At 45.3% G+C, this 23,377-nt stretch carries 23 protein-coding genes and 2 tRNA genes; 2 read left to right on the top strand and 23 right to left on the bottom strand.

Going from position 1 to position 23,377, the window contains the following annotated elements; all coding sequences use genetic code 11:
* Nucleotides 1-26: 26 nt before the first annotated feature.
* From CZ502_RS05445 to yycF, 13 genes are all read right to left on the bottom strand, one after another.
* On the bottom strand, nucleotides 27-1,199 hold the full coding sequence (locus CZ502_RS05445; RefSeq protein WP_076460327.1) for an iron-containing alcohol dehydrogenase: 1,173 nt from the start codon (nucleotides 1,197-1,199) through the stop codon (nucleotides 27-29).
* A gap of 171 nt (nucleotides 1,200-1,370) precedes the next feature.
* Nucleotides 1,371-1,922, bottom strand: a complete 552-nt coding sequence (locus CZ502_RS05440) for an NADPH-dependent FMN reductase (RefSeq protein ID WP_076460325.1) — start codon at nucleotides 1,920-1,922, stop codon at nucleotides 1,371-1,373.
* 76 nt (nucleotides 1,923-1,998) lie between these two features.
* Nucleotides 1,999-2,268, bottom strand: coding sequence for a hypothetical protein (locus CZ502_RS05435; protein WP_076460322.1), 270 nt, complete (start codon nucleotides 2,266-2,268; stop codon nucleotides 1,999-2,001).
* A gap of 126 nt (nucleotides 2,269-2,394) precedes the next feature.
* On the bottom strand, nucleotides 2,395-2,874 hold the full coding sequence (gene rlmH / locus CZ502_RS05430; RefSeq protein ID WP_076460319.1) for a 23S rRNA (pseudouridine(1915)-N(3))-methyltransferase RlmH: 480 nt from the start codon (nucleotides 2,872-2,874) through the stop codon (nucleotides 2,395-2,397).
* Between the two features lie 473 nt (nucleotides 2,875-3,347).
* Nucleotides 3,348-4,673: a M20/M25/M40 family metallo-hydrolase gene (locus CZ502_RS05425; protein ID WP_076460316.1), complete on the bottom strand. Its 1,326-nt coding sequence runs from the start codon at nucleotides 4,671-4,673 to the stop codon at nucleotides 3,348-3,350.
* Nucleotides 4,674-4,679: 6 nt separating this feature from the next.
* Nucleotides 4,680-5,666, bottom strand: coding sequence for a tryptophan ABC transporter substrate-binding protein (gene trpX / locus CZ502_RS05420; protein ID WP_076460314.1), 987 nt, complete (start codon nucleotides 5,664-5,666; stop codon nucleotides 4,680-4,682).
* Between the two features lie 320 nt (nucleotides 5,667-5,986).
* Nucleotides 5,987-6,484 carry a phosphatidylglycerophosphatase A family protein gene (locus tag CZ502_RS05415; protein ID WP_076460593.1) on the bottom strand — a complete coding sequence of 166 codons (498 nt, stop codon included), beginning with the start codon at nucleotides 6,482-6,484 and terminating at the stop codon, nucleotides 5,987-5,989.
* A gap of 88 nt (nucleotides 6,485-6,572) precedes the next feature.
* Entirely contained in the window at nucleotides 6,573-7,841 is a 1,269-nt protein-coding gene (locus CZ502_RS05410; RefSeq protein WP_076460311.1) for a S1C family serine protease, read from the bottom strand.
* Between the two features lie 105 nt (nucleotides 7,842-7,946).
* Nucleotides 7,947-8,753, bottom strand: coding sequence for an MBL fold metallo-hydrolase (locus tag CZ502_RS05405; RefSeq protein ID WP_076460309.1), 807 nt, complete (start codon nucleotides 8,751-8,753; stop codon nucleotides 7,947-7,949).
* Between the two features lie 12 nt (nucleotides 8,754-8,765).
* Nucleotides 8,766-9,608 (bottom strand): two-component system regulatory protein YycI, encoded by an 843-nt coding sequence (locus CZ502_RS05400; RefSeq protein WP_076460307.1) that lies wholly within the window; start codon nucleotides 9,606-9,608, stop codon nucleotides 8,766-8,768.
* Between the two features lie 12 nt (nucleotides 9,609-9,620).
* Nucleotides 9,621-10,919, bottom strand: coding sequence for a YycH family regulatory protein (locus CZ502_RS05395; protein WP_076460304.1), 1,299 nt, complete (start codon nucleotides 10,917-10,919; stop codon nucleotides 9,621-9,623).
* Nucleotides 10,897-12,762 carry a cell wall metabolism sensor histidine kinase WalK gene (walK, locus tag CZ502_RS05390; RefSeq protein WP_076460302.1) on the bottom strand — a complete coding sequence of 622 codons (1,866 nt, stop codon included), beginning with the start codon at nucleotides 12,760-12,762 and terminating at the stop codon, nucleotides 10,897-10,899. Before walK ends, CZ502_RS05395 begins: the two co-directional genes overlap by 23 nt.
* A gap of 13 nt (nucleotides 12,763-12,775) precedes the next feature.
* Entirely contained in the window at nucleotides 12,776-13,483 is a 708-nt protein-coding gene (gene yycF / locus CZ502_RS05385) for a response regulator YycF (protein ID WP_076460300.1), read from the bottom strand.
* A gap of 177 nt (nucleotides 13,484-13,660) precedes the next feature.
* Between yycF and CZ502_RS05380 the strand changes: the two genes are divergently transcribed.
* Nucleotides 13,661-13,733 (top strand) — tRNA-Lys (locus CZ502_RS05380).
* A 138-nt stretch (nucleotides 13,734-13,871) separates the two neighbouring features.
* Nucleotides 13,872-13,944 (top strand) — tRNA-Lys (locus CZ502_RS05375).
* An 83-nt stretch (nucleotides 13,945-14,027) separates the two neighbouring features.
* Here CZ502_RS05375 and CZ502_RS05370 read toward each other — a convergent pair.
* The 10 genes from CZ502_RS05370 to rpsF form a co-directional block, all read right to left on the bottom strand.
* Nucleotides 14,028-14,906 carry a PPK2 family polyphosphate kinase gene (locus CZ502_RS05370; RefSeq protein WP_076460297.1) on the bottom strand — a complete coding sequence of 293 codons (879 nt, stop codon included), beginning with the start codon at nucleotides 14,904-14,906 and terminating at the stop codon, nucleotides 14,028-14,030.
* Between the two features lie 181 nt (nucleotides 14,907-15,087).
* Complete coding sequence (locus tag CZ502_RS05365; protein WP_076460295.1) at nucleotides 15,088-16,209, bottom strand: NAD(P)-dependent alcohol dehydrogenase; 1,122 nt, start codon at nucleotides 16,207-16,209, stop codon at nucleotides 15,088-15,090.
* A 189-nt stretch (nucleotides 16,210-16,398) separates the two neighbouring features.
* Nucleotides 16,399-16,707: a hypothetical protein gene (locus tag CZ502_RS05360; RefSeq protein WP_076460293.1), complete on the bottom strand. Its 309-nt coding sequence runs from the start codon at nucleotides 16,705-16,707 to the stop codon at nucleotides 16,399-16,401.
* A gap of 12 nt (nucleotides 16,708-16,719) precedes the next feature.
* Nucleotides 16,720-17,907: an MDR family MFS transporter gene (locus CZ502_RS05355; protein ID WP_076460291.1), complete on the bottom strand. Its 1,188-nt coding sequence runs from the start codon at nucleotides 17,905-17,907 to the stop codon at nucleotides 16,720-16,722.
* A 116-nt stretch (nucleotides 17,908-18,023) separates the two neighbouring features.
* A complete protein-coding gene (gene dnaB / locus CZ502_RS05350) occupies nucleotides 18,024-19,412 on the bottom strand; it encodes a replicative DNA helicase (protein ID WP_076460289.1) in 1,389 nt (462 codons plus the stop codon).
* Between the two features lie 22 nt (nucleotides 19,413-19,434).
* A complete protein-coding gene (rplI, locus tag CZ502_RS05345; protein ID WP_076460287.1) occupies nucleotides 19,435-19,887 on the bottom strand; it encodes a 50S ribosomal protein L9 in 453 nt (150 codons plus the stop codon).
* 5 nt (nucleotides 19,888-19,892) lie between these two features.
* The gene (locus CZ502_RS05340) at nucleotides 19,893-21,914 is read right to left on the bottom strand and encodes a DHH family phosphoesterase (protein WP_076460285.1); all 2,022 of its coding nucleotides are present in this window, start codon (nucleotides 21,912-21,914) and stop codon (nucleotides 19,893-19,895) included.
* Between the two features lie 194 nt (nucleotides 21,915-22,108).
* Entirely contained in the window at nucleotides 22,109-22,345 is a 237-nt protein-coding gene (rpsR, locus tag CZ502_RS05335; protein WP_003665240.1) for a 30S ribosomal protein S18, read from the bottom strand.
* 33 nt (nucleotides 22,346-22,378) lie between these two features.
* Nucleotides 22,379-22,945 (bottom strand): single-stranded DNA-binding protein, encoded by a 567-nt coding sequence (ssb, locus tag CZ502_RS05330; protein WP_076460282.1) that lies wholly within the window; start codon nucleotides 22,943-22,945, stop codon nucleotides 22,379-22,381.
* Nucleotides 22,946-22,981: 36 nt separating this feature from the next.
* A complete protein-coding gene (gene rpsF / locus CZ502_RS05325; protein WP_076460279.1) occupies nucleotides 22,982-23,278 on the bottom strand; it encodes a 30S ribosomal protein S6 in 297 nt (98 codons plus the stop codon).
* Nucleotides 23,279-23,377: the final 99 nt, after the last annotated feature.

Raw genomic sequence — 23,377 nt, 5'->3', positions numbered from 1 at the left:
CTCTTGATACTTAATGCTTATTTTAATTAGTAAATACCATCGTAAGCCTTTTGGTAAAGTTGAACGATTTCTTCCTTCGTTCCCTTACGTGGGTTAGAGAAGGCATTACCATCCTTGAGGGCATTTTCAGCCATCAATTCGAAGTCTTCTGGCTTAGCACCGATTTCCTTGATTGAGCCTGGAATACCAATTGCCTTGCACAATTCCTTCATTCCTTCGATTGCCTTTTGGCCGGCTTGCATCGTCGTCAAACCAGTCGTGTCGTAACCCATGATTTCTGCTAATTCAGCAAAACGGTCTGGGCAAGCAATCAAGTTGTACTCTTCAACAGTAGTGAGCAGTAATGCACAACATACACCGTGAGGAGCATCGTATTGACCACCAAGTTGGTGAGCCATTGCGTGAACGTAACCAAGGTTAGCGTTGTTGAAGGCCATTCCGGCAAGCATTTCAGCTTCAACCATCTTTGTCCGTGCTTCAACGTTGTGACCATTAGCAACTACTTCTGGTAAAGCAGTTTGGATCAATTGGATAGCTTCCTTACATTGGCTATCAGTGATTGGGTTGTGGTCAACAGAAACGTATGGTTCAACTGCTTGAACAAAGGCGTCACAACCAGTAGCAGCAGTGATGTCTTGTGGAATATCAAGCATTAACATTGGGTCGTTGAATGATACCAATGGAATGTTACGCCATGAAACAACAACGAACTTCAAGTGTGTTTCTTCGTTAGTAATAACCGCGTGACGAGTCAATTCTGAACCAGTCCCAGCAGTCGTGTTAACGGCCATCAGTGGTGGAAGAGCGTTGTCTAAGGTTTCAATTCCGGCTAACTTGGAGATGTCATCGCCGTTAGTCAAGATGATCCCAATACCCTTACCACAGTCGTGGGCTGAACCCCCACCAACAGTGATAATGGAGTCACAGTGTTCTTCTTCGTACATCTTCTTACCGGCCTTGATGTCACGAATCTTTGGGTTAGGTTCTACACCAGTAAATACGGCATAGTCAACGCCCGCCTTGTCTAAAGAAGCAAGCGTTTGCTTTACTGGACCGTTATCAATATCAGCCAAACCATCAGTTGTAACAATTAATGGCTTGTTCATATTGAGCATCTTTGCACGATCACCAATCTTTTCAATAACCCCTGGGCCAAAGAAGTTAACACTTGGCATTAAGAAATCAAATTGTCTGTTCATAAAAATACCCTCCTCATGGTATCTGAATACGCTTTCTATTATTAACCAAGTAGCGGCCTTTTGCAATGATAAAATTGTGACTTCTTTCATTATCTAGGGCAAAATAACCACATTTTACAGTAATATGTTTTACAAAGTACCCTACTTTGCACTTTCTATCACAAATTAATACTATTTTATCCTCTGTTGCTTAAAAAATTTATCAAAACATTCACTTAATAACTCTACTTGCCAATTATAGCTATTTAATTTCCGCTCTGCGACTGCTAAGCTGTCTGCTGGCAAGAGGTCAATTTGTAAGTTGACTGGCAACGCCTGCATCTTTAACCCTGCAATAACCATTTTCATCGCAAGTTGGGCCTGCGTACCACCATGACCACCAAACGTTACCAAGCTAACCGGCTTCCCTTGCCATTCCTTTGCCAGGTAATCAATCGCGTTTTTAAGCACTGCTGGATAGCCCCAGTTGTATTGGGGAAAGACGAAGATAAAGCCATCGTATTGCTGGATCAGTGCACTCCACGCCCGCGTTTTTTGCTGGGTATACAGACCGGTGACGGGAAGGTGTGGTTCCGCCATCATTGGCAAGTCAACCTTCTTTAGATCAATTAGGTCATATTGCACCTTCGTTTCTTTTTGTAGCTGGCGCTTAAGCCAGGCCGCAACTTGCATACTCCGTCGGTTAGGACGAACACTACCGATAACAATTCCTACTTTTTGCACTCGTCAACCCTCCTTTGTCCTTATTTTAAAATTTAAGCCCTGCAAAGGCAATTGATTCCCCCTGCAAGGCAGTTAATTAGCGTTTGTAAAAAAGCGGCCGATAAATTACATACTTTGGTTGTCGCACCTGCCACCAATTCCGCAAAAGCTTTGCCCGAAACTGGTGCCGCTTGCCCGCTGGCATTTCACCCCGGTCATCGCTGGTCGTCAACACTAGTGGCTGGGCATCAAAAACTTCCCTTGCCGCTACCCGGGTGGTCATCAAGCCTAGTGACAAGCCCACCGTTAGCAGCATCATAACCAGCATCTTTTTAAACCGTAATTGCTGCGATTCGTCAGCTTCCATCAAATAGTTGCATCCTCCATTCATCAGTTAAACAAGGGTACAAGCTAACTATACCATCTTCTTAACGCGATAAACGGTAACCGCCGAAAGCCATAACGAAAATTAACAATCCCAATAAATCCTTAATTACTTGTGATAAGGAAGGCCATTGATGATCGTAAATGCCCGGTAAATCTGCTCGGTCAATACTAACCGCATCAGTTGGTGGGGAAGTGTGAAGCGGCCAAACGAAATTTGCGTATCCGCGCGCTTAAGCACCGCCGGACTGAGTCCCAATGATCCACCGATGACAAAGGTAATGTCGCTATGCCCGTACGTCGTCAGTTGATTAATTTCTTTGGCGAATTCTTCTGACGTCCGTTCCTTCCCCTTAATCGCTAAAGCATACACGTATTCCCGATCCTTAATCTTCGCGAGGATTCGTTCTCCTTCCTTTGCCATCACCTCGTCCATTTCGGCCTGACTTAGTGATTCCGGTGCCTTTTCATCTGGTACCTCCACGATTTCAAACTTGCAAAAGCGGCCGAGCCGTTTCGCGTATTCCGCAATTCCGGCTTTAAAATATTTTTCCTTTAGCTTTCCCACACCAATAATTTTTATATTCAAGATATCCACTACCTTCCACAACTTATCCACAAAGTTATCCACAGGCTCACGAGAATTGTTTAACGTTTACCGAATGTTCGGCTAATTTTTTGGCGAAAAAACGCTTTCTTAAAAATTACTTATCCACAGTTATCAACAAAAACAATCGTTCGCTGTGGATTTCCGAATCCGTTGGTACACAAGCGTTCAGCAAAACAAATTCGTTTAAACATCCACTTATCCACATCTTAGTGCCCTACCTGTGGATAACTTTTTAACAATTAGAATTCCTATTATATCAATAATTCTTAAAAATTCCTAAAGAGGACGAAAGTTATCCACCGACTTATCCACAGGAGATTTCCCTGTCTTATTTTAACGTATTTCTAACGAATTACAACACAGGGTGTGGCCCCGATGCAACAGATTGTTATCTTGCGAATATTCGGTGATCACAAAATTAAAGTATTCGGAAATTACTTATTAGGGATTCTCTAACTAAATCGGTCGCCAAGTTTTTGACAAAAATACGCATATATCGCTATCCCATCAAAAAAATCTTTTACAGCAATATTTTCATTAGCAGCATGTGCATGATGGTCACTGTTGGCTAACGGAATCGTGAAGACATCAGCTCCTAACTCCTTTTCCCATACATAATTAGGCACTGTTCCTGGCATTACTGGTTGCAATAAACATCTCCCTGTGACACTAGTAACGGCTTCTTGCAGTAGTTGAAGAAATGAACTAGTTATATCAACTTTGCTCGGCGGCGTTTCGACTAGCCACTCAATTTTCACAATCCCACGTGCCATTTCATTTATAAAGAGGTTTTCAATCGCCCACTTTATCTGTTTTATTGATTGTCCCTTCACTAACCGAATGTCCATTTGGACTGTTGCTCTTCCGGGAATTATAGTTTTTATTCTTTTGCCAACATGGCCACTACTTATCCCATTAATATTAATTGTCGGGTAAAACATCAATCGCTGGTAATATTCCATTGCTGAATAATAGTGGGTCAATGGCTTGGGTAATTCTGCAATTATTTTCTTCTCTTCATCACTAGCCTGCTTAATCCCGTCATAGAAACCTGGAATCCGCGCTATTCCAGTAGTTGGATCAACAAGCCGATTAAGAAGCTGAACCAGTTTTAAAGCTGCATTAGGTGCAACATTACCAAAATTACCCGAATGAAGATCACTATCATTTTCTTTAACGGTTAAGCGAAATCCTAATCCACCACGATTACCTAACGAGATCATATGATGCCCATTATAAGCACCATCACTAACAACCACATTTTTGACCCCGCGTAAGTCAGTATCTCGTAACTGATGCACAATCTTTTGTAAATCAATACTTCCCGCTTCTTCCTGTCCTTCATAAAATAATTTAATTGTCACAGGAAAATGCCCATATAGTCGTTGATAAACATAGAGGCCACAAATTTGGGCAATTAGTTGTCCTTTATCGTCCCCCGTTCCTCGGCCATAGAATTTTTCTTTACGCTTAATCAGCTTAAACGGATCACTTTGCCATTCGTCAAGATTTCCTGCTGCCATTACATCATAGTGCGCATACATTAAGATAGTTCTTTGCTTTCCCGGCTCAATAGTAGCGACAATTACCGGGGAAGTAGTTGTCGGATAGACTTTAACTTTCGCATGAAGTAATTTTTCTAACAGTTGAATAATAAAAGTATAGCTTGCCCGAATGCCTTCACCAGTCTCACTAATGCCAGCTTGCTCAATAAATTCTCCAAGGATTTTCGCAAACCGTAATTTTTCTGCCGTAATATATTTTTCAATCTTATCCATTAGCCACTACCTAAATACCTTACCGTCTTGTTCGGCTGCTTGTTGGAAATCTGCTGGGATCTTTAACCCTAATTTATGGGCCTGCTTTAAGTTAAGCACTGGTTCACCATGTTTATAGTCGTTTACTGGCATTGTGCTTGCTTTTTCACCCTTCAAAATTCGTGCAGCCATCTTCCCAGCTTCAAATCCTTGCCCATCTTGACTCAGACCAATCGTTGCTACACCACCGTCTTTTACCATCGTATCAGCACTTGGAAAAACCGGCTTGTTAACTGCATTCGCATTCTTTACTAACGTCCCCATTGATCCGGCGATTGTATTATCACTAGGGACTATCACAGCATCAACTTTGTTCAACATTGTCTGTGAAACTTGATCGAGCTCATTGCTATTAGCAATCGTGTAGGTTTTAAGATTTACATGCATTTGTTTAGCAGCCTTAACCATTGTTTTGTATTGACTTTCCGAAGACGGATCACTGGACGTATAGATTACACCAAGGGTTTTTAGATTAGGGATAAATTTCTTCACAAGGGCGATTTGTTGCGCACTAGGATTTATCCCGTGAACGCCTGTGACGTTTCCTCCCGGCTGCTTTTCGTCTTTAACAAGACCAGCACCAATTGGGTCACCAACGCCGCCCATCACTACAGGAATATCCTTAGTTGCATTAGCAAGTGCCTGACAAGCTGGGGTTGTGATTCCTACCGTAACTTTTGCCTTATCATTAACGAGTTTACTTGCCATTGTATTTAAGTTGCTCTGGTCACCATTTGCATTTTGATATTCAATCTTAATATTTTTGCCATCATGGTAACCTTCAGCAGCTAATCCCGCAACGACCCCCTTTTGAATCTGGTCAAGGGCCGGGTGATGCATCATCGTCAAAATACCAACAACTGGTTTCGTTGTCTGCCGATGAAGCTGTAAAAGCCCCATATACCCACCGACAATAATAATCGTCACAACAAGATACTTGATAATTTTCTTCATAATAATTACCACCTTTCACCTGGATAAAAAATAAGAAGGAGTTCCACGAACGGGAATCTCCTTCTTAAATAAAAAGATAAAGAAAAGCCCGTACGTGAATCCGTACAGGCCTTAATACTCAATTAAAAAGCCGGTACAGATACAATCTGTGAATCAACCCAGGTTGTATCCGTACAACGGTTACTCCTGAGTCACCGGCTTTGCCAATTATTAAATTGTAAAGTTTGGTTTCTCATTTGTCATTTACTCCTCTTGATGAATTGCAATTATTGTACCAGGGAGAAAATTAGATGTCAATTAAAAAATTAAAAAAAACTAATTTAAGCATATTGATGGGCAATCTTCCCACAAACCGCGGCCACAATTGCCGCTAGCAAGTCATCAATGAACGTATTCACATGGATTCCGTCGCGGTCAAACCGGGCGATAATTCCGTTCTTCTCCCGGTCAAAAAAGCCAAAGTTAGTTGTCCCAATTGTCCCGTAAATATTGGCGATCTGCAGGGCGAGGGTTTCATCCACCCCAAAGACCCCAACATCATTTTTAATAATACTTGCTAGGGGCTCTTCGACCTTCCCTTCCTGGGTTAGGCGGTCAAGTTCTAACGCCACCATCGCATTGTTTAATAGCTCCCGCTTGTGCAGGGCGTCCACTAGCGCCGTCTGACAAAACTCAAGAGTCAATTCTGGTTCAAACTTCTTCTGGGTGTCATAAACGATCTGCGCTAGGTCGTCCAAGTTGACGCCCCGGTCTTGGAGACGCTGAACCACAAAGTTATACGCCTTGGTGTCTGGATACTTAAAACGTGGATTATTCATCTGGTCCACCATCCTTTTCAAAGTACTCCCTCCATTATACCCCTTTAAAGCAAAATAACGGCTGACACGAATGCCAGCCGTTATTTGCTTATTCTCCATCATTTTGGGTGGAGTTATTTGTTGTATCAGTACTCTTGGTTAGGTGGAGGGTTGCTGTTTGCTGTTGACCGTCACGGTAGTAAGTAACCTTGGCCGTGTCACCAACCTTGTACTTGTACAAGGCGGCCTTCAACGAACCCGTGTCGGTAATGGTGGTATCACCCAGCTTGGTAATCACGTCATACTGCTTTAAGCCTGCAGTGTCAGCGACAGAGCCGCCGTTCACATCCATGACCACGACCCCCTTAGTAACACTTGTTGGTAGCTTTAGCACTGATTGCTGTTGGTCGGAGGTAACATTGCTCAAGTCCACCATGCTGATTCCTAGTGATGGCCGGGAAATCTTGCCGTCCTTGATTAACTGGTTGATAATCGTCACTACTTCATTACTTGGGATCGCAAAACCAATCCCTTCAACAGACGACCCCTGGGTATCAGATGCCAACTTCATCGAGTTGATCCCGATTACTTGTCCTGCCATGTTGATCAATGGGCCACCAGAGTTACCGGAGTTAATCGCCGCGTCGGTTTGAATAACTGACGTGAGGGTCCCATCCGTGCCCGCCTTTAGTGTCCGGTTCTTGGCAGAAACAATCCCCTTCGTAACGGTATTAGCGTATTCGCTCCCCATTGGTGAACCGATCGCTAATACATCTTGACCAGGGACAATTGAGTTTGAGTTTCCAAACGATGCCACCGTCTTAACGTTACTGGAGTTAATCTTCAAAACTGCTAAGTCGGTTGCGGAATCTGCCCCAACCAAGTCAGCGTTAACCTTTTTTCCGTTGCTCAAGATTACTTGCAGGGCGTTTGACCCCTTTACAACGTGGTTATTAGTTACGACATAGGCGGAGTCACCATCCTTCTTGTAAATAACCCCAGAACCTTCACTGGCAGTTTCCAGCTTGTTGCTGTCCGCTGAAGAACTGTTGTCACTACTGCTGCCATAACCAAAGATCCCTAGCGTCCCGCTTGATTGTTGGACCTTTTGTTTATTGATCACACTAACAACGGCCCCTTGAACTGACTTATATGCCTGGGAAGCCTCACCGTTTAAGTCCGCCTTGTTTTTATTGACCTTGGTGCCGCCATTCTTATTAGAACTGCTTGGTACCCGGGTGCCGGTTACTTCTTCGTGGTTTTGCACCATGTTATTGATTCCCAGTCCAATCCCACTACCGATTAAACCGGCAAGCAAACCGACGAGGATAACCCCTAGCCACAAGCGTCCACGCAGATTTTTAAACATCTTATTCATTCATAAGCTCCTCCCCTAATTGAATTTGTTGTTATTAAATTACAATTTAAATGTGAAAAATAATTGAACAAATTCAGTAAAAACATTAATCTCTTCGCCTTTGCACTATAAAGTCATTAATTTGCTGGGCGTTTCCGGTTCCGCATCATGCAAGTTAAAATCATGATTTACCCCAAAGTCGTGCTGCTCCATTAAACTGGCAACCGTCAAGTGGGCTAGTGACCGCATATTGTTATGCTGGCTGCGGTGCCCCAGAAAAATCTCCTTCGTGCGGTGCCCAATTATGTCCATCAAGGCATCAGCCCCCTCCTCATTTGAGAGGTGACCTTCATCCCCCAGGATCCGCTGCTTTAACGACCAGGCATAAGGCCCCATCCGCAACATCTCCGTATCATGGTTACACTCCATCAGGTATGCATCGGCATCGCGGATCGTCCCCGCCACCCGGTCAGAGACATAGCCAGTATCCGTCAAAACACAAAAGGTCTTATTGTCATGATGGATCTGGTAAAACTGGGGTTGGGCCGCATCATGAGAGACGGCAAAGCTTTCGATATCCATGTCACCAAAGTCCTTTACCGTGTTAGGGGCGATGATGTGCTTTTGTTCAAGGGGGATCTTGCCGACCTTGCTAGCCATCGCCTGCCACGTCCCCTCATTGGCATACACGTCCATCCCATAACGTCGCGCTAATACACCAACCCCGTGGGTATGGTCACTGTGCTCATGCGTTACGAAAATCGCATCGACATCTTTTAGGGAGCGGTCAATTTTGTTCATCAAATTTTCAATCCGCTTGCCACTTAGACCAGCATCAATCAAAATTCGGTGATTATTTGTTTCTAAATAAGTGACGTTACCAGTACTGCCACTAGCTAGGATACTGTAACGCAACGGATCTGTTTCTGCCACGCGAATTACTCCTTAGTTATTATTTAATGAATTAGTATTTACACTGTCTGGCGACTCCTTCATCACCGTGCTATTGAAGGCATTTACCTGCAAGCGTTGAACCGCGCCGGAGTTCTTTGTCCGAATCTCGACAACCCAGGTCGGCACGTAGACCGCCTTATTGTCGGTCGTGGTATTTAACAGCTTGGCATACGATAAGTTTGCCCATAATATCCGAGAATTATTCGGGATCTGGTTGTGCTTGTACAGCCAGGTGACGGCCCGTCGTTGACTAATTGTATTGGAGCGTTGCCGCAATACTTCAACATCTTGTAAGTAGGTCTGCGTATACCCCGTCACCTCATGATCGGAATTTACGCGGAACCGTAACTGGCCATCACTGCCAACCAGCGGTAAGCCTTCGAGGACTTGGGAGTAGACAATGGTGTTCTTATCAGATAATTGCTCATTATAGCGGTAATGTTTCCCTAGCACCACCATCTTTTTATTCATTACTAGCTGGTTGAGCCGTTTAGCGGGATTTTCGGGGTTAATTTTAAGCGGGTCATCAAATTCACTCGTCAACGTTTCCGAAGAGAAGTGGGCATCTTGATTACGAAGCTTATTGCTTTCTTGTTCGAGCACCCCGTTATCTGCGGACCGCTTACCGGCAATATAATAACCAGTCTGCCGCTTGCCAGTCAGTTCACCATAGCTAATCGAGTCGTTTTTCATTTCTTTTAGGACTGCTGACTGGCGGTTCTGCTGCCCATTTGACACCGTAAAACGTGTCTCGAGGACAAGGGAACTACCGACGATAATGTCAAAAAGCAGAAAGGCCAGGAGGAATATCCACTGAATACGTTTAAAATTCATCTTCGACCCCTCCTATTTCTCCAAGTACGTATATTCAACCCAGTGACCACGATACTTTACAAAGTACGTCGGCACTAGCTTAACCGTCCGGTGGTTCTTATTTTCGGTCTTCCAAGCATAACCAAGTCGCAAGTTATTAACGTCTTTCAACCGGTTCGTTGCGTGAAGTTGGTTAATAACCTCAGTGCTCGATGGTAACTTGACATTCTGGTGGTTGATCGGTAGCGGCACCTGAAGGCTATATAGACTCATCCAGTAGCGTTCATTACCGCCACTGGTCGATTCCATAGTAACTTCACCATACTCATTATTATTAAAGATGGGAAAACCATTCACATAGGAACGGTAAGTGAGGCGGCGACCATGGGCGCTAGCACTATCGTAGCGGATATTATCCAGTGGAATCCCAATCTTCGTTAACTTTGTATAGAAGTGCGGGTATATCAGACTCGTTGATTCCCGGTCATCCTTGCTCAAGTAGTTTTCATACTTCATTGTCCCAATACTACGGTTATATATTAGCCGCTTATTAGTCCCGTCCGTATAAATCGTCTCATTGCCACTTCGGTTAGCCGTAATCGTTGTATGCTGACTAGTGCTCATCAAACTTGCACTAAGGTTATCAATGTTTTGGCTCGTAATTTGGTAACCAATTACCGGCAACTCAAACGACCGTGGATACATCATTACCGCTGTCCCATTAATAATCTTGTGGTCAACCGGGATCTTTTTCATCGGCGCCAACAATCGCTTGACCTTACTAGTACTCCCCTTTGAAACCCGGACCTGGTAAACACCGTAGCGGTGGTCACTTAGGAGGTAAATCTCCCGCTGACCGTTTAACGGAATCACGATATGGTTTATCTGCCCAACCCGGGCGGTATCAATGGCTTGGGAAAAGGTCTCATTGAATACCGATGATGGAATCTCATCGGGATAGGTGAGCATCAGGGAGTTTCGCCGCCGTAAGTAACTGAGATAGACATCGCTGTTATCCCGTTTAACAATACTCGTCCGGCCGAGCTTCCACCCCTGTAACTGTTTCTTGACACTCAGCACCAAATTGGCTTTTTGGCTGAATAACTGATTTTGCCTGCCATCCTTACCCGTTTGAATCGCCTTTGTCGGCAGGTAGACATCACCCATTGACTGGGGGGTGAACTGTTGCGACTGGCTATTACTAAAGTTTTCGTGCCGGGCCCCCTCATAAGGAAACGGGTTGGTCCAAATAATCCACGAAAGAACTAAACTAATAATTACAACAACCGTTAAGGCGATTGCTTGCCAGTTAGTCTTCAGTTTCCTGATCATCCCATTCGTCCTCCTCATAAGGTACATATGGCAAGGAAATATAGAACGTCGAGCCCTTGCCTTCAACACTATCTACCCAGATTTGCCCGTTTAGCATATTAATAACTTCCTTGGAAATGGCGAGACCTAAACCGGTACCGCCCTGCTTGCGGCTTCGGGCCTTATCCACCCGGAAGAAACGGTCAAAGATTCGGCCAAGGTCCTTTCGCGGAATCCCAAGGCCCTGGTCAGAAATACTCAGAATAACGTGGTTATGCGTTTCTAATAGGCGGGTGGTGATGACCCCACCGTCCGGTGAATACTTAATCGCGTTATTCATGATGTTATCAATTACCTGGGTGAATTTATCCGTGTCGATTTCAACCCATAAATCCTTCTTCGTAAAGTAGCGCTCAATCGTATACTTCTTCTTTTTCGGGTCTTCCTCTTTTTTGATAATCATGTCAAACCGGTTAAGGATGTAGTTAAACAGCTCGTTAATATTCACGTATTCGAGGTTTAACTTGGTCGTTCCGGCATCCATCCGCGACAGACTCAAGAGGTCATTGATCATCCGGATCATCCGGTCAGTCTCATCCTGGACCACCTTCAAGAATTGCGGGGCAATTTCTTTATCCTGCCATGCGCCATCACTCAACGCCTCAACATACGACCGCACACTGGTAAGCGGGGTCCGTAATTCGTGGGAGACGTTGGAAACAAATTGCTTGCGCTCCCGTTCCTCTTTTTGTTGGCTCGTGACATCATGAAGAACACAGACAAGGCCGCTAACAAACCCTGATTCCCGCTGAATTGGTGAAAAGTAGGCATTCAAGATCAAATTATTACCCGAATTAGCCATATCAAGGATCATTTCCTTTTGCTCACTATCAACCAGCTGACGGACGGTATAGTCATGACGGATATCGAGAACGTCGATAATTGACTTTCCGATCAAGTCGTCTTCATGGTCGACACCCAGCAACTGAATTGCCATGCTATTGACGATAGTAACATTCCCGCGCCGGTCAGTTGCCAGCACCCCATCAGACATGTGGGAAAGGATGCTATCAAGCCGCCGCCGTTCAGAATCACTGGACTCTTGGGCTTCTTCCACCCGCACGGACAGGTTATTAACTGCCCCGGCGAGTTGCCCCAGCTCATCATTGCCCATTACCCGGACCTGGCCAGAATAGTCGCCCCGGGCGATCCGCAGGGTTTGTTTCCGCATCTCTTCAATTGGCCGGGTTATTTCCTGGGAAATAATAATCGCGAGGATTAGGCTAATCACAATCGTAATCATCGCCGCCGATAGGTAGACCAGGGTGATGTTGTTGATATTGGAGTAGACACTCTCTAGGCTTGCGCGAAGGTAAACCGCCCCGACAACACTGTTATTACTGTTGTCCACTAGCGGGATAACGTTAATGTAGTAACGGGTATGGTTGGAATTATCATACAGGTTTTCGGTATGCGACCGGTTATTCAAGAGGGTCGCCTTCACGGCCTGGTCGGTCATCTTTTGCCCAATAATACTGCGGTTATCATTGTTACTGGTACCGCGAATCACACTCTTGTTATCGACGACCCGAATTTCTGAAATATTATTGTTATTGACTTCCGAAAGAATCTGGCTAATTTGCTTATTGGCCTTCTTCGTATTTGACCGGGACAACTGCTCGCCCAGTGAATTATCAACGTAGGACGGCAGTTCGATCGTCTGCTTAAACGTATTTAGGTTTTGGTGTTCCAATTGACGCACAAAAACCGCCCCCACACATTCGAGCGTCAGCATTAGCATCAGCACGAATACGAGGGCGATTTTAAAACGAATCGATTGGTAAAATTTCAACTTGCTGTTCACAATGGTTCAGCCTCTAATTCTGATCAGGATTTGCCAGGTAGTAGCCAACCCCCCGCCGGGTAACTAGCCATTGCGGATGGCTCGGGTTGTCTTCAATCTTTTCCCGCAGCCGCCGGACAGTAACATCAACCGTCCGCACATCGCCGAAGTAGTCATAACCCCAAACAGTCTGTAAGAGGTGTTCACGATTGATTACCTGACCGATATGTTGGGCGAGGTAGTGGAGTAACTCAAATTCGCGGTGGGTCAAGTTGATATTTTCTCCCCGCTTAGTAACCGTGTAAGCTTCGGGGTGGATCGTCAGGTCGCCAATTTGAATATCAGTATTATTGTCTTCTTCCGCTGGCGCCTTCAACGTGGCCTGTCGCCGTAAGTTTGCCTTGACCCGGGCAACTAATTCACGGTTAGAAAACGGTTTGGTGACATAGTCGTCCGCCCCTAATTCAAGACCGAGGACCTTGTCTAATTCTGAATCCTTGGCCGTTACCATGATAATCGGCGTCGTGTGCTTAGCACGTACCCGCTTAGCAACTTCAAGGCCATCAATCTTCGGAAGCATCAAGTCAAGAATAATTAAATCAGGACTTTCTGCTTCGACTTGTTCAAGCGCGGCTTCACCATCGTAAGCAACAACGACTTCATACCCTTCTTTTTCCAGGTTAAATTTGATAATGTCAGAAATCGGTTTTTCATCATCAACAACTAAAATTTTCTTTGTCATATCAATGGTTCCCTCCAATTGGGTTAATTGATTGTCTATTTACTATTCTTGTTATCTTTTTAGTGCCTCTATTATAGCACAGGGGCAAATTTCATCACTAATTTAGAAAAATCAAAAAAAGGTTTGACAATTATGGTGGGGTGGTTTATTATAATTAAGTATTCTGATACAGGATATGGGCAGTTAGCTCAGCTGGCAGAGCAACGGACTCTTAATCCGTGGGTCCAGGGTTCGATCCCCTGACTGCCCATCAGAGGTTTACAGGTCACCATTATCGGTGGCCTTTTTCTTTTCCAAAATACGTCGGCAAAGAAAAATAAATTAATTTAAAAAAATTCTTGCCAAATATCATAAAAGTTGATATTATTATTTATGTTGTCAATGACATGGGCAGTTAGCTCAGCTGGCAGAGCAACGGACTCTTAATCCGTGGGTCCAGGGTTCGATCCCCTGACTGCCCATTACTAAAGCTACCGATTCGTCGGTAGCTTTTTCTTTTAGCGAAAACAAGCGCGGGACCAAGGAACTGGTTACCGCGCTTGTTTTATTTATCTTCATCAAGGAGCAGTTGCCGGGCCTTAGCTAGCTCCCCTTCTTGTTCTGGGGTCATCGTCGGATAGGATAGTGGTAGCTTCTTAATTTGCTTGGTCAAAATATCAGAAACAATCAACCGCGAATACCACTTGTCATCGGCCGGGATAACATACCATGGATTTTCCTTCGTTGCAGTCGCGTTGATCGCCTTTTCGTAGGCCTCCTGGTACTGATCCCAGTACTGCCGTTCCCGAATATCGGCCGCCGAGAATTTCCAGTTCTTCTCCGGGGTATTAATCCGTGAAAGGAACCGGTTCTTCTGTTCTTCTTTTGAGACATGGAGGAAGAACTTGACCACAACGTAGCCATTGTGGCTTAAGTACTTTTCGTATTCCCGAATATCTTCGTACCGTTTTTCAAAGAAGTGGTCATCAACATCCTGAAGGGAATGGATCTCCGGGAGGTTTGAATTTAAGATAATCTCCGGGTGAACACGGGAAACAAGGACGTCCTCATAATATGACCGGTTAAAGACGCCAATGTCACCCCTTAACGGCAGCTCACGGTTGACCCGCCATAGGTAGTCATGGCGCAACTCTAAGCTGGTCGGTTGCTTAAAATTGGCAACTTTAAAGCCGACCGGGTTAACTCCCGCAAAGATATGCGAGATCATGCTATCCTTACCGGCTGCGTCCATCGCTTGAAAAACGACCAGGACCCCGTAATGACGCCGAGCGTACATCATTTTCTGTGCATCACGGATTTCTTTAACATTTACCTGGATTTGTTTTTTTATCTTCTTCAATTCAGCAGCCGAATCCTTGACCATCGTCGGTGCTGCCTTGATCTTAAAGTCTTTCCCAGTATAACGATATTTACTTATTTCCATTATGCTCACCTCATTATGCCTATCTTAGCAAAAGCAATTGCTTAACGATACCGGTAATCTTCTAATTTTAGCTATTTTACCCAAAATATCCCAACATAAAACAGATTCACTAAAATCCTCGCAAAAGAAAAGCGCCAGCAAGCCCTAAAAAGCTTACTAGCACTCTACCTAACCGCGTGGATTAATCACCTGGCTGATAATCCTTATCGATGATAAGTACTGGCTTGATCGTCTTTCCTGATACCGAGTCAGCATTTGCCTCATTGATCTGGCTAAAGTCATAGAACTTCTCCGTCTTATCAAAGTCAAACATGCCGAGCTTGTAGAATTCAATCAACCGTGGGATGTCCACTTGGGGAATCGAATCACCCATGTTAACCCCGATAATTGTCCGGTCAGAAGGGCACAGGTCATCCCAGGTATTTACATCAATGTGGTTAGCAGTGACCGCAATCGCTGCAAGGACGCCCCCTTGTGCTAATGCCTGGATTGCATCCTCCATTACCTTTGTCGCACCGGTCGTATCAACGATGTAGTCAACGCCCTTGCCATCAGTTAAGTCCTGAATAGCCTTCACCATGTCTTGATCAGTCGTATTAATTGTGTGGGTAGCACCTAGTTCCTTTGCCAGGTCAAGGCGGGCATCGTACCGGTCAATTGCGATTACCTTGGTACAACCAGAAATCTTCCCGGCCATCATTGCAGCAAGACCGACAGCCCCGGTACCAGTGACCGCAATCGTTGACCCCGGCGCTGGCTTCAATGTATTAAAGACGGTCCCAGACCCGGTAACATAACCACAGCCTAGTGGGCCGAGTTTCCGCAAGTCAAGATCTTTCGGAACCTTAACAGCATTCCGTTCCCGAACAACGGTCGTCGAAGTAAACGATGATTGGTCAAACATATCGTCGACTTGATGCCCACCTTCAGTAAAGTGCGCACTACCATCGGGACGAACCCCGGAGAGGTTATTAGCAGCATAGTTTAAGCACTTTGTTGGCTGCCCTTTCAAGCAATTAATGCAGTTTCCACAACCGTAAAACGAAAGGATAACATGGTCGCCCGGCTTGAAGTCCTTAACTTCGGACCCAACCTTTTCCACGATCCCGGCTCCTTCATGACCAAGGATAATTGGGTAGCCAATCTCGGCATCCCCCTTCCGCAGCGCCTCATCAGAGTGACAAATCCCCGATGCCACCATGTGAACCTGCAAGTCATCTGGCTGCATTTCTGCTAATTCAACGTCATCACGAATATCAAATTTTGCACCTTTTTCATCAACAATTGCGGCTTTGATCTTCATAAAGTAACATCTCCTATACTGATCTAAACGACTCTACATTGTTTATCTTATCACAAAACGCTCACTTTTTGAAAGCGCTTACTAAAATGAGTTGATAAAGTTGCTCTTCTAATAGGAAATGATCCTGCTAAACACATGCCAAAAAATTCATATCACCATCAAAAAAGAACCGCCAAACGTCAGCGGTTCTCAAATTAAGTCTTCAATTGTCGGTTGGCGGTGACTATGCCGCAGCTTCCCGTTCTTTCCTTCCCGGCCATCATTAACGGTGAAATAATCGACCGCCCCACAGTGTTCGCAGCTGACCACAATCTGGTAGCGCTGCGAATCATCATTATTCGTCGCCGCCCAGTTGCGTTCGGCGATCACTAAGGGCACCTGCTGACACTGGTAGCACGGTAAGTTTAATTGGCAGTCCTCGCGGAAGGGGTCACCAGTCTTGCCGACCATCCCCCAGCGGTCTTCCCCCTGAACATTGTCAAAATTATTGTAAAACATCGACTCACTTCTTTAGTATTCCGTTACCTTGCTTTGCTGCAATTTAACAACAACCATCACGATTGCCTCCATCACGAAAATCGAAGCCGCGCAAATTACAAATAAAACGTGGTAAGAACTCGCCTCAATCATCAGCCCCCCAAACAACGGGCCAAACGCCTTTCCTAAAGACGAGAAAGCATTTAAGATTCCCTGGTACTTTCCCTTTACTGCCGCGGGCGACAGGCTATTGACAATTGCGGGCATCGTTGGCAGGGCGGTTGCCTCCCCGATCGTTAGAATAACCATCGCCGCAACAAACCAGCCATATGAACGGGCAAAGAGTAACAGGACAAAGGAAAAACCAATCGTAAAGATTCCTAAGAAGACTTGCAAATACGGCCGGTTGTACCAGCGGTTTAAGTAAGTGATCCCCAGTTGCAAGACAACAATCAAGACCCCGTTTAACGTCCATAAAAGACTATATTTCGTCATCGAGATCCCCTGGTCGGTCATAAAGACTGACAGGTTACTTGACCATTGCTCGTACATCGTCCAGATGACACACAGGGCAATGAAAAAGATCCAGCTGATCCACAGGTTGGCCGCCGGAATCTTTACCGCGGTTGGCTGGGCTTCATCGCTACTAGTTGGCGCAATCTGCCGGCTATCTTTAAAGTGGCGGATAACAACGAGTAAGAACATCACGTACAGGATAGTCGTGATCGCAAACATCGGGGAGACATTCCCGTGGGCGTATTGGTAAAGGGGCCCCACAATCGTTGTCCCGATCACCATCCCCAAATTATTGGCGAAGTAGAGCATGTTGAAAACATAGCGTCCATCACGTCCCGAACGGGTAGCAAACGAGTTAACCATCGTGATAATCCAGCCGTTAAAAAAACCAATTGCTGTCAGCAGGATCCCATAAACCGGCCACCCGTTAAACGGAATCATGATGGCCATTACGACGGTCGCTAATAACGTCCCGCCAATCATCAGGTGCCGGGGGTTCGCCCGGTCAAATAATAGCCCACTGACGTAACTACCAACAACATTGGCGCCTGAATAAAAAAGCAGGACAATCCCCGAGATAGTTAACGATTCGTGTAGCTGGTCGTGAATATAAATTGTTGTTAGTGGCCACACAAAGCTATTACCAATGCTCCCCAGGAACATGCCAAATAATAGCCACTTTAATTCAACTCCTTGACGGTTCATTATTAACGCCTCCTCAATTACTATGATACCTTTACTTTCCAATAAAATCTCTATTAATGACTTTATAAATGAAAAAGGCTACCCCAGTTTTGTCTGAAATACCCTTTTCGTGTTAATTAATTATTATCCTCTGGAACATATGAAATCGGCGCAAACTTATTATAGGACTTCGCGAATAATAATTTGACCGTGCCCCGCGGACCACTACGGTTCTTTTCAATAATGACTTCAACTTCACTTGCGCTATTGTCATCGTCATTTTGCTGGTTACCTTGCTGCTGATCGTCGTCACCCTCAGCGTGCTCATAATAGTCGTCACGGTAGAGGAAACTAACGATATCGGCATCCTGCTCAATTGACCCTGACTCCCGGATATCAGACAGCACTGGCCGCTTATCTTGCCGCTGTTCGACTCCCCGCGATAACTGGGAAAGTGCAATCACCGGCACCCCTAATTCCTTAGCAAGCTTCTTTAGTTGCCGCGAAATTTCTGAAACTTCCTGTTGCCGGTTGTCGGGGTTACTCCCTTCAATCAACTGGAGGTAGTCAATGACAATCAGGCCGAGGTTGCCCTTTTCCTTGGCTAACCGCCGGCACCGGGCCCGAATTTCAGCCACCTTAATTCCGGCGGTGTCATCAATGAAGATGCTGGCATCACTTAATGCCCCAGACGCCACAAAGAGGCTGTTCCACTCGTCCGTAGTCAGCTGCCCCGTCCGCAGGTGGTTAGCACTGATATTTCCTTCCGCACACAGCATCCGGTTAACCAGCGATTCTGCCCCCATTTCGAGGCTGAAGATCGCAACCGTCTTATCAGTCCGGGTCGCAACGTTTTGGGCAATGTTCAACGCAAAGGCAGTCTTTCCCACGGCTGGCCGGGCAGCAATAATAACTAATTCATCACTATGAAGGCCGGTCGTCATTTCATCCAATTGGGGGTAACCGGTCGACAAGCCAGTGATTTCCGAATCTTGCCGCGATAACTCGCTGACATGGTGCATCGATTGTTCCAATACGTCACGAATGCTTTGAAAACCAGTCTGCCGACTATTTTCCGAAATCGCCATGATCTCTTGTTCTGCCCGGTCCAACTGTTCTTCAATCTTTCCATCATCCGCATAGCTATCGTTGATAATCTTCGTCGCCGTATTGATCAACCGCCGCGAAACTGCCTTATCGTGGACAATTTTAGAATAGTACACGACGTTGGCAGCGGTCGGTACCGCGGTCGCCAGTTCACCAATATAAGCAATTCCACCAACATTTTCCGTTTGGTTATCCTGGTCAAGGACGTTCTTCATCGTCAACGGATCAATTGGCTGATCATCATCATTTAATTGGATCATCTTTTCAAAAATGATCTGGTGAGCCTTCCGGTAAAAGTCCCGGGGCTCCAAGTATTCCATTGCATCGGCTAACGCGTTTTTACTCAAAAAAGCAGCCCCAAGAACTGCTTTTTCGGCTTCTATATCGCGTGGCTCTTCTTGCACTGGTGCATTATCCATGGCGATACCGCTCCTTAAATCATTACTTTTCCGCGATGTGCACGCTAATTGTTGCTTCTACTTGCGGGTGCAGCTTGATTGGCACATTAACGTAACCCAGGGCCTTGATTGGCGCTGCTAATTCAATCTTGCGCTTGTCGATCTTCAAGTCAAACTGCTTCTGCAAAGCTGTCGCAATCTGCTTCGTTGAAATTGAACCAAACATCCGGCCATCTGTTCCGGCCTTCCCACTCAATTCAACAACTGTGTCATCAGCCTCTAAAATCTTCTTCATCCGTTTAGCTTCCGCAAATTCTTCGGCCGCGTGCTTTTCTTCAGCCCGTTGTTGCCCCTTTAACTGGCTCATCGCAGCCTTAGTGGCTTGTTTTGCCAAGCCCCGCTTGATTAAGAAGTTTTGGGCATAACCGTCAGGAACGTCTTTAACTTGGCCCCGCTTACCACGGCCACGTACGTCTTGCATAAAAATAACTTTCATTACTGTCACTCCTCTGGTTCATCCTGGTCTTCGTCAGGTTTGTTGATAATTGTCAACAACTCCTGCTTAACCTGGTCAATTGTCTTATCACTAATCTGGGTCGCTGCATTTGCAAGGTGACCACCGCCACCCATTTCTTCCATGATCACTTGGACGTTAACATTGCCCATCGACCGGGCAGAAATGCCGACCTTCCCATCAGCGCGTGCATAGATAACAAATGAAGCTTCAATCCCGCTCATCTGCAACAACATGTCCGCAGATTGCGCAGCGGTGACCGGGTCATATACCTGTCCCTCTTCACCTGCACACAATGCTATTTTAGCATTGATTATCTCTGCACGAGAAATTAAGTGATTTCGTTTCATAAATGTCTGCGGATTTTCCTTCATAAAGGACTGGATCATCAACCCATCAGCCCCGGCAGACCGTAAATAACTAGCCGCATCAAAGGTTCGCGTCCCCGCACTCTTGGTAAAGGACTTGGTATCGACTTGAATCCCCGTCAGCATTGTCGTTGCCTCCAGCTTATTCAAGCCCTTTCCTTCCCGTGGCTGGTATTCAAACATTTCCGTGATTAACTCGCACGTCGACGAGGCATATGGCTCAATGTAGACCAGCAATGGGTTTTCAGGGAAATCTTCGCCCCGCCGGTGGTGGTCAATAATCACTAACCTATTTTGCATTTTATCATATAGGTCGGGGGCAATGGTAATCGCCCGTTTAGCATGGTCCACCATTACCAGTAAACTATTGTTGGTAACTTTTTCCAGGGCCGTGGCTGGCGAAATGATATGGTCCTTAATATTTTGGTAATTATCCATCTCCGCCATCAACCGCTGGATATCAGAGTGCAAGTGCTCATCGTTAACGACAATCCAGCACTCCCGGCCATTCATTTCCGCTATCCGGCGAATCCCGAGGCAGGCCCCAATCGAATCCATGTCCGGGTTGGTGTGACCCATCACGAATAATTGGTCCGACTGGGCCATCAGTTCTTGGAGCGCCTGGCTGATCATCCGCGCCCGTACCCGGGTCCGCTTTTCCATTGGGTTGGTCTTTCCACCATAGAACCGCGCTTCCTGGTCCTGCGCCCGCACGACAACCTGGTCTCCACCACGGCCAAGAGCCAGGTCAAGGTTGTTCTGCGCCGTGTCAGCAAGCTTAACAAGGTCATTTTCCCCATAAGCAATCCCCACACTAAGCGTCACTGGTGAATTTTGCTTGGAAGTATTCTCCCGAATAGTATCAAGGATCTTAAACTTTTGCTTCTCAAGCTCCCGCAAGGAGGCCTGGTGACCGATGATCAGGTAATTATCATCATCAATGATCTTCATTAACAAGTGGTTGGCGTTTGCCCAAGCACTGATTTCAGAAGTTACGTAGTTGTGAAGGTTAGAAACATCCGAATCACTCATCCCCTGAATTAACTCATCGTAATTATCAAGGTAAACATTCCCCAAGAAGATCTGTTCGTCTTGGTACTGAGCACTGATCAATTCGTACTTTGTGATATCCATTAAATAGATAACCCGTCCCTGGTGCTGGACCAGAAACTCAAAGCGACGGTTACGCCATGTCACTACCTGCGTCTTTCGATTATCCGCATGATCTTCAATTAATGTCGCTAAGTCTGAATCAACATCGTTAATTGGTTTTCCCACAACAATTTCAAGGTTAAAGTAGCGCGCCATGTACGGGTTAATCCATTCAACCTCATGACGGCGGTCTAACATAATCATTCCAACAGGCATTTCCAATAACGCCTCTTGTTGGCCCCGTTGTACTTGATAGGTCAGCTCATTTAAGTATTCATGAGCATCAATAACTATTTTTCTTAATCGTTGTATACTTATAATTCCACCGAAAATTGCGACTACCAGGATAATAGTCCCAACAATCCAGTTGGCCATAAAAGCAAAAATAAGACCAATAATTGTTAAAAGTATGATATAGCAGACATTCCAGCGGACGGCTGGGTGTTCAAAAAAGAATTCCCAGTTCTCGCGACTGAAAAATTTTTGCATATTAATCCTCCCAAAATAGCTAAGATTTTGGCTAAATCTATCATATCACACCACCCGTTAAAGATGAATTCTTCCACTAATAACCTCAACTAAAAAGCACCGGCTCACGATATTCTCCCCAATCGATTGTGGTAATCTTTAAAAATTAAAAAGACCAGCCGCGCTAGTCTTTTTAATAATATTTAATTCACAGATTAGTCTTCTGCAACGAATGGCAAAAGACCCATGATCCGTGCACGCTTGATAGCGATAGTTAACTTACGTTGGTTCTTAGCACTGGTACCAGTAACCCGACGTGGTAAAATCTTACCTCGTTCAGAAATGAACCGACGTAATAAATCAGTGTCTTTGTAATCGATGTATTCGATGTGGTTAGCGGCGATGAAGTCGACCTTACGACGACGACGTCCGCCCCGACGTTGTTGTGCCATGAAATTACCCTCCTATTCTGAGTAAAAGATTATTTAGAATGGTAACTCGTCATCAGCTAAATCAATTGATTGACCACCATCATCGCTGCTTCCAGGGAACTGGTTGCCAGCGGTTTGACCGTTATCAAATCCATTGTTGCTTGGTGACGGATTACTTTGAGGAGCGTTATTTCCAGGTTGTGGCTGAGCATTACCAAATTGGGGAGCCTGGGCACCAAATGGCTGTTGATTGCTACCAGCGAACGGCTGTTGTTGGCCACCCTGGTTCATCCCACCATTTTGCCGTGGTTCTAATAAGGCAAAGTTATCAACGACAACTTCAGTAACATAAACCCGGTTTCCCTGTTGGTTTTCGTAGTTACGGGTCTGAATCCGTCCCTCAATTCCAACAAGTGAACCCTTATGAGTAAAGTTACTAAAGTTTTCAGCGGACTTACGCCAGATGACGCAGTTGATAAAGTCAGCATCGCGATCACCATTTTGGTTTCGGAATTGCCGATCAACAGCAAGGGTAAATGATACGACTGCTGTCCCGCTGGTTGTGTACCGCAACTCGGGATCCCTTGTTAAACGCCCAGTTAAGACTGCACGATTAAGCATAGATCTTTCTCCTCTCTGAATTTAATGACGATTTAATTAAGCATCAAGCTTAACAATCATGTGACGAAGAATGTCATCACTGAACTTAGCTAAACGATCGAATTCGTTTAAGGCTTGGTCAGTGTCAGTAGTTAAGTTTACAACGTGGTAAGTACCTTCAGTGTACTTAGCGATTGGGTAAGCAAAACGACGAGTTGACCAATCTTTTGAGTCAGCGATAGTTGCACCATTGTCAGCTAAGATCTTGTCGAAGCGATCTACCAATTCGCTCTTTGCAGATTCTTCGATATCAGGACGAATGATGTAAGTAATTTCATATTTGCGTGTTTCCATGAATGTTACACCTCCTTATGGACTCTGGCTCTTCCCACCATTTGAGAAGAACAAGGAGAGTAGACGTCTGTACGTATACTCACAGACATAAAATATAGC

Origin of the sequence: Limosilactobacillus caccae (assembly GCF_900156885.1) — a bacterium.
GTDB lineage: Bacteria > Bacillota > Bacilli > Lactobacillales > Lactobacillaceae > Limosilactobacillus > Limosilactobacillus caccae.
This window is presented reverse-complemented; position numbering and strand designations above follow the sequence as displayed.

Excerpts from the sequence above, each read along its gene's own strand:
- CZ502_RS05445 (WP_076460327.1), bottom strand. The coding sequence starts at position 1,199 with ATGAACAGACAATTTGATTTCTTAATGCCAAGTGTTAACTTCTTTGGC.
- CZ502_RS05435 (WP_076460322.1), bottom strand. The coding sequence starts at position 2,268 with ATGGAAGCTGACGAATCGCAGCAATTACGGTTTAAAAAGATGCTGGTT.
- CZ502_RS05425 (WP_076460316.1), bottom strand. The coding sequence starts at position 4,673 with ATGGATAAGATTGAAAAATATATTACGGCAGAAAAATTACGGTTTGCG.
- trpX (WP_076460314.1), bottom strand. The coding sequence starts at position 5,666 with ATGAAGAAAATTATCAAGTATCTTGTTGTGACGATTATTATTGTCGGT.
- CZ502_RS05415 (WP_076460593.1), bottom strand. The coding sequence starts at position 6,484 with ATGAATAATCCACGTTTTAAGTATCCAGACACCAAGGCGTATAACTTT.
- CZ502_RS05410 (WP_076460311.1), bottom strand. The coding sequence starts at position 7,841 with ATGAATAAGATGTTTAAAAATCTGCGTGGACGCTTGTGGCTAGGGGTT.
- CZ502_RS05400 (WP_076460307.1), bottom strand. The coding sequence starts at position 9,608 with ATGAATTTTAAACGTATTCAGTGGATATTCCTCCTGGCCTTTCTGCTT.
- CZ502_RS05395 (WP_076460304.1), bottom strand. The coding sequence starts at position 10,919 with ATGATCAGGAAACTGAAGACTAACTGGCAAGCAATCGCCTTAACGGTT.
- yycF (WP_076460300.1), bottom strand. The coding sequence starts at position 13,483 with ATGACAAAGAAAATTTTAGTTGTTGATGATGAAAAACCGATTTCTGAC.
- CZ502_RS05370 (WP_076460297.1), bottom strand. The coding sequence starts at position 14,906 with ATGGAAATAAGTAAATATCGTTATACTGGGAAAGACTTTAAGATCAAG.
- CZ502_RS05365 (WP_076460295.1), bottom strand. The coding sequence starts at position 16,209 with ATGAAGATCAAAGCCGCAATTGTTGATGAAAAAGGTGCAAAATTTGAT.
- CZ502_RS05360 (WP_076460293.1), bottom strand. The coding sequence starts at position 16,707 with ATGTTTTACAATAATTTTGACAATGTTCAGGGGGAAGACCGCTGGGGG.
- CZ502_RS05355 (WP_076460291.1), bottom strand. The coding sequence starts at position 17,907 with ATGAACCGTCAAGGAGTTGAATTAAAGTGGCTATTATTTGGCATGTTC.
- dnaB (WP_076460289.1), bottom strand. The coding sequence starts at position 19,412 with ATGGATAATGCACCAGTGCAAGAAGAGCCACGCGATATAGAAGCCGAA.
- rplI (WP_076460287.1), bottom strand. The coding sequence starts at position 19,887 with ATGAAAGTTATTTTTATGCAAGACGTACGTGGCCGTGGTAAGCGGGGC.
- CZ502_RS05340 (WP_076460285.1), bottom strand. The coding sequence starts at position 21,914 with ATGCAAAAATTTTTCAGTCGCGAGAACTGGGAATTCTTTTTTGAACAC.
- rpsR (WP_003665240.1), bottom strand. The coding sequence starts at position 22,345 with ATGGCACAACAACGTCGGGGCGGACGTCGTCGTCGTAAGGTCGACTTC.
- ssb (WP_076460282.1), bottom strand. The coding sequence starts at position 22,945 with ATGCTTAATCGTGCAGTCTTAACTGGGCGTTTAACAAGGGATCCCGAG.
- rpsF (WP_076460279.1), bottom strand. The coding sequence starts at position 23,278 with ATGGAAACACGCAAATATGAAATTACTTACATCATTCGTCCTGATATC.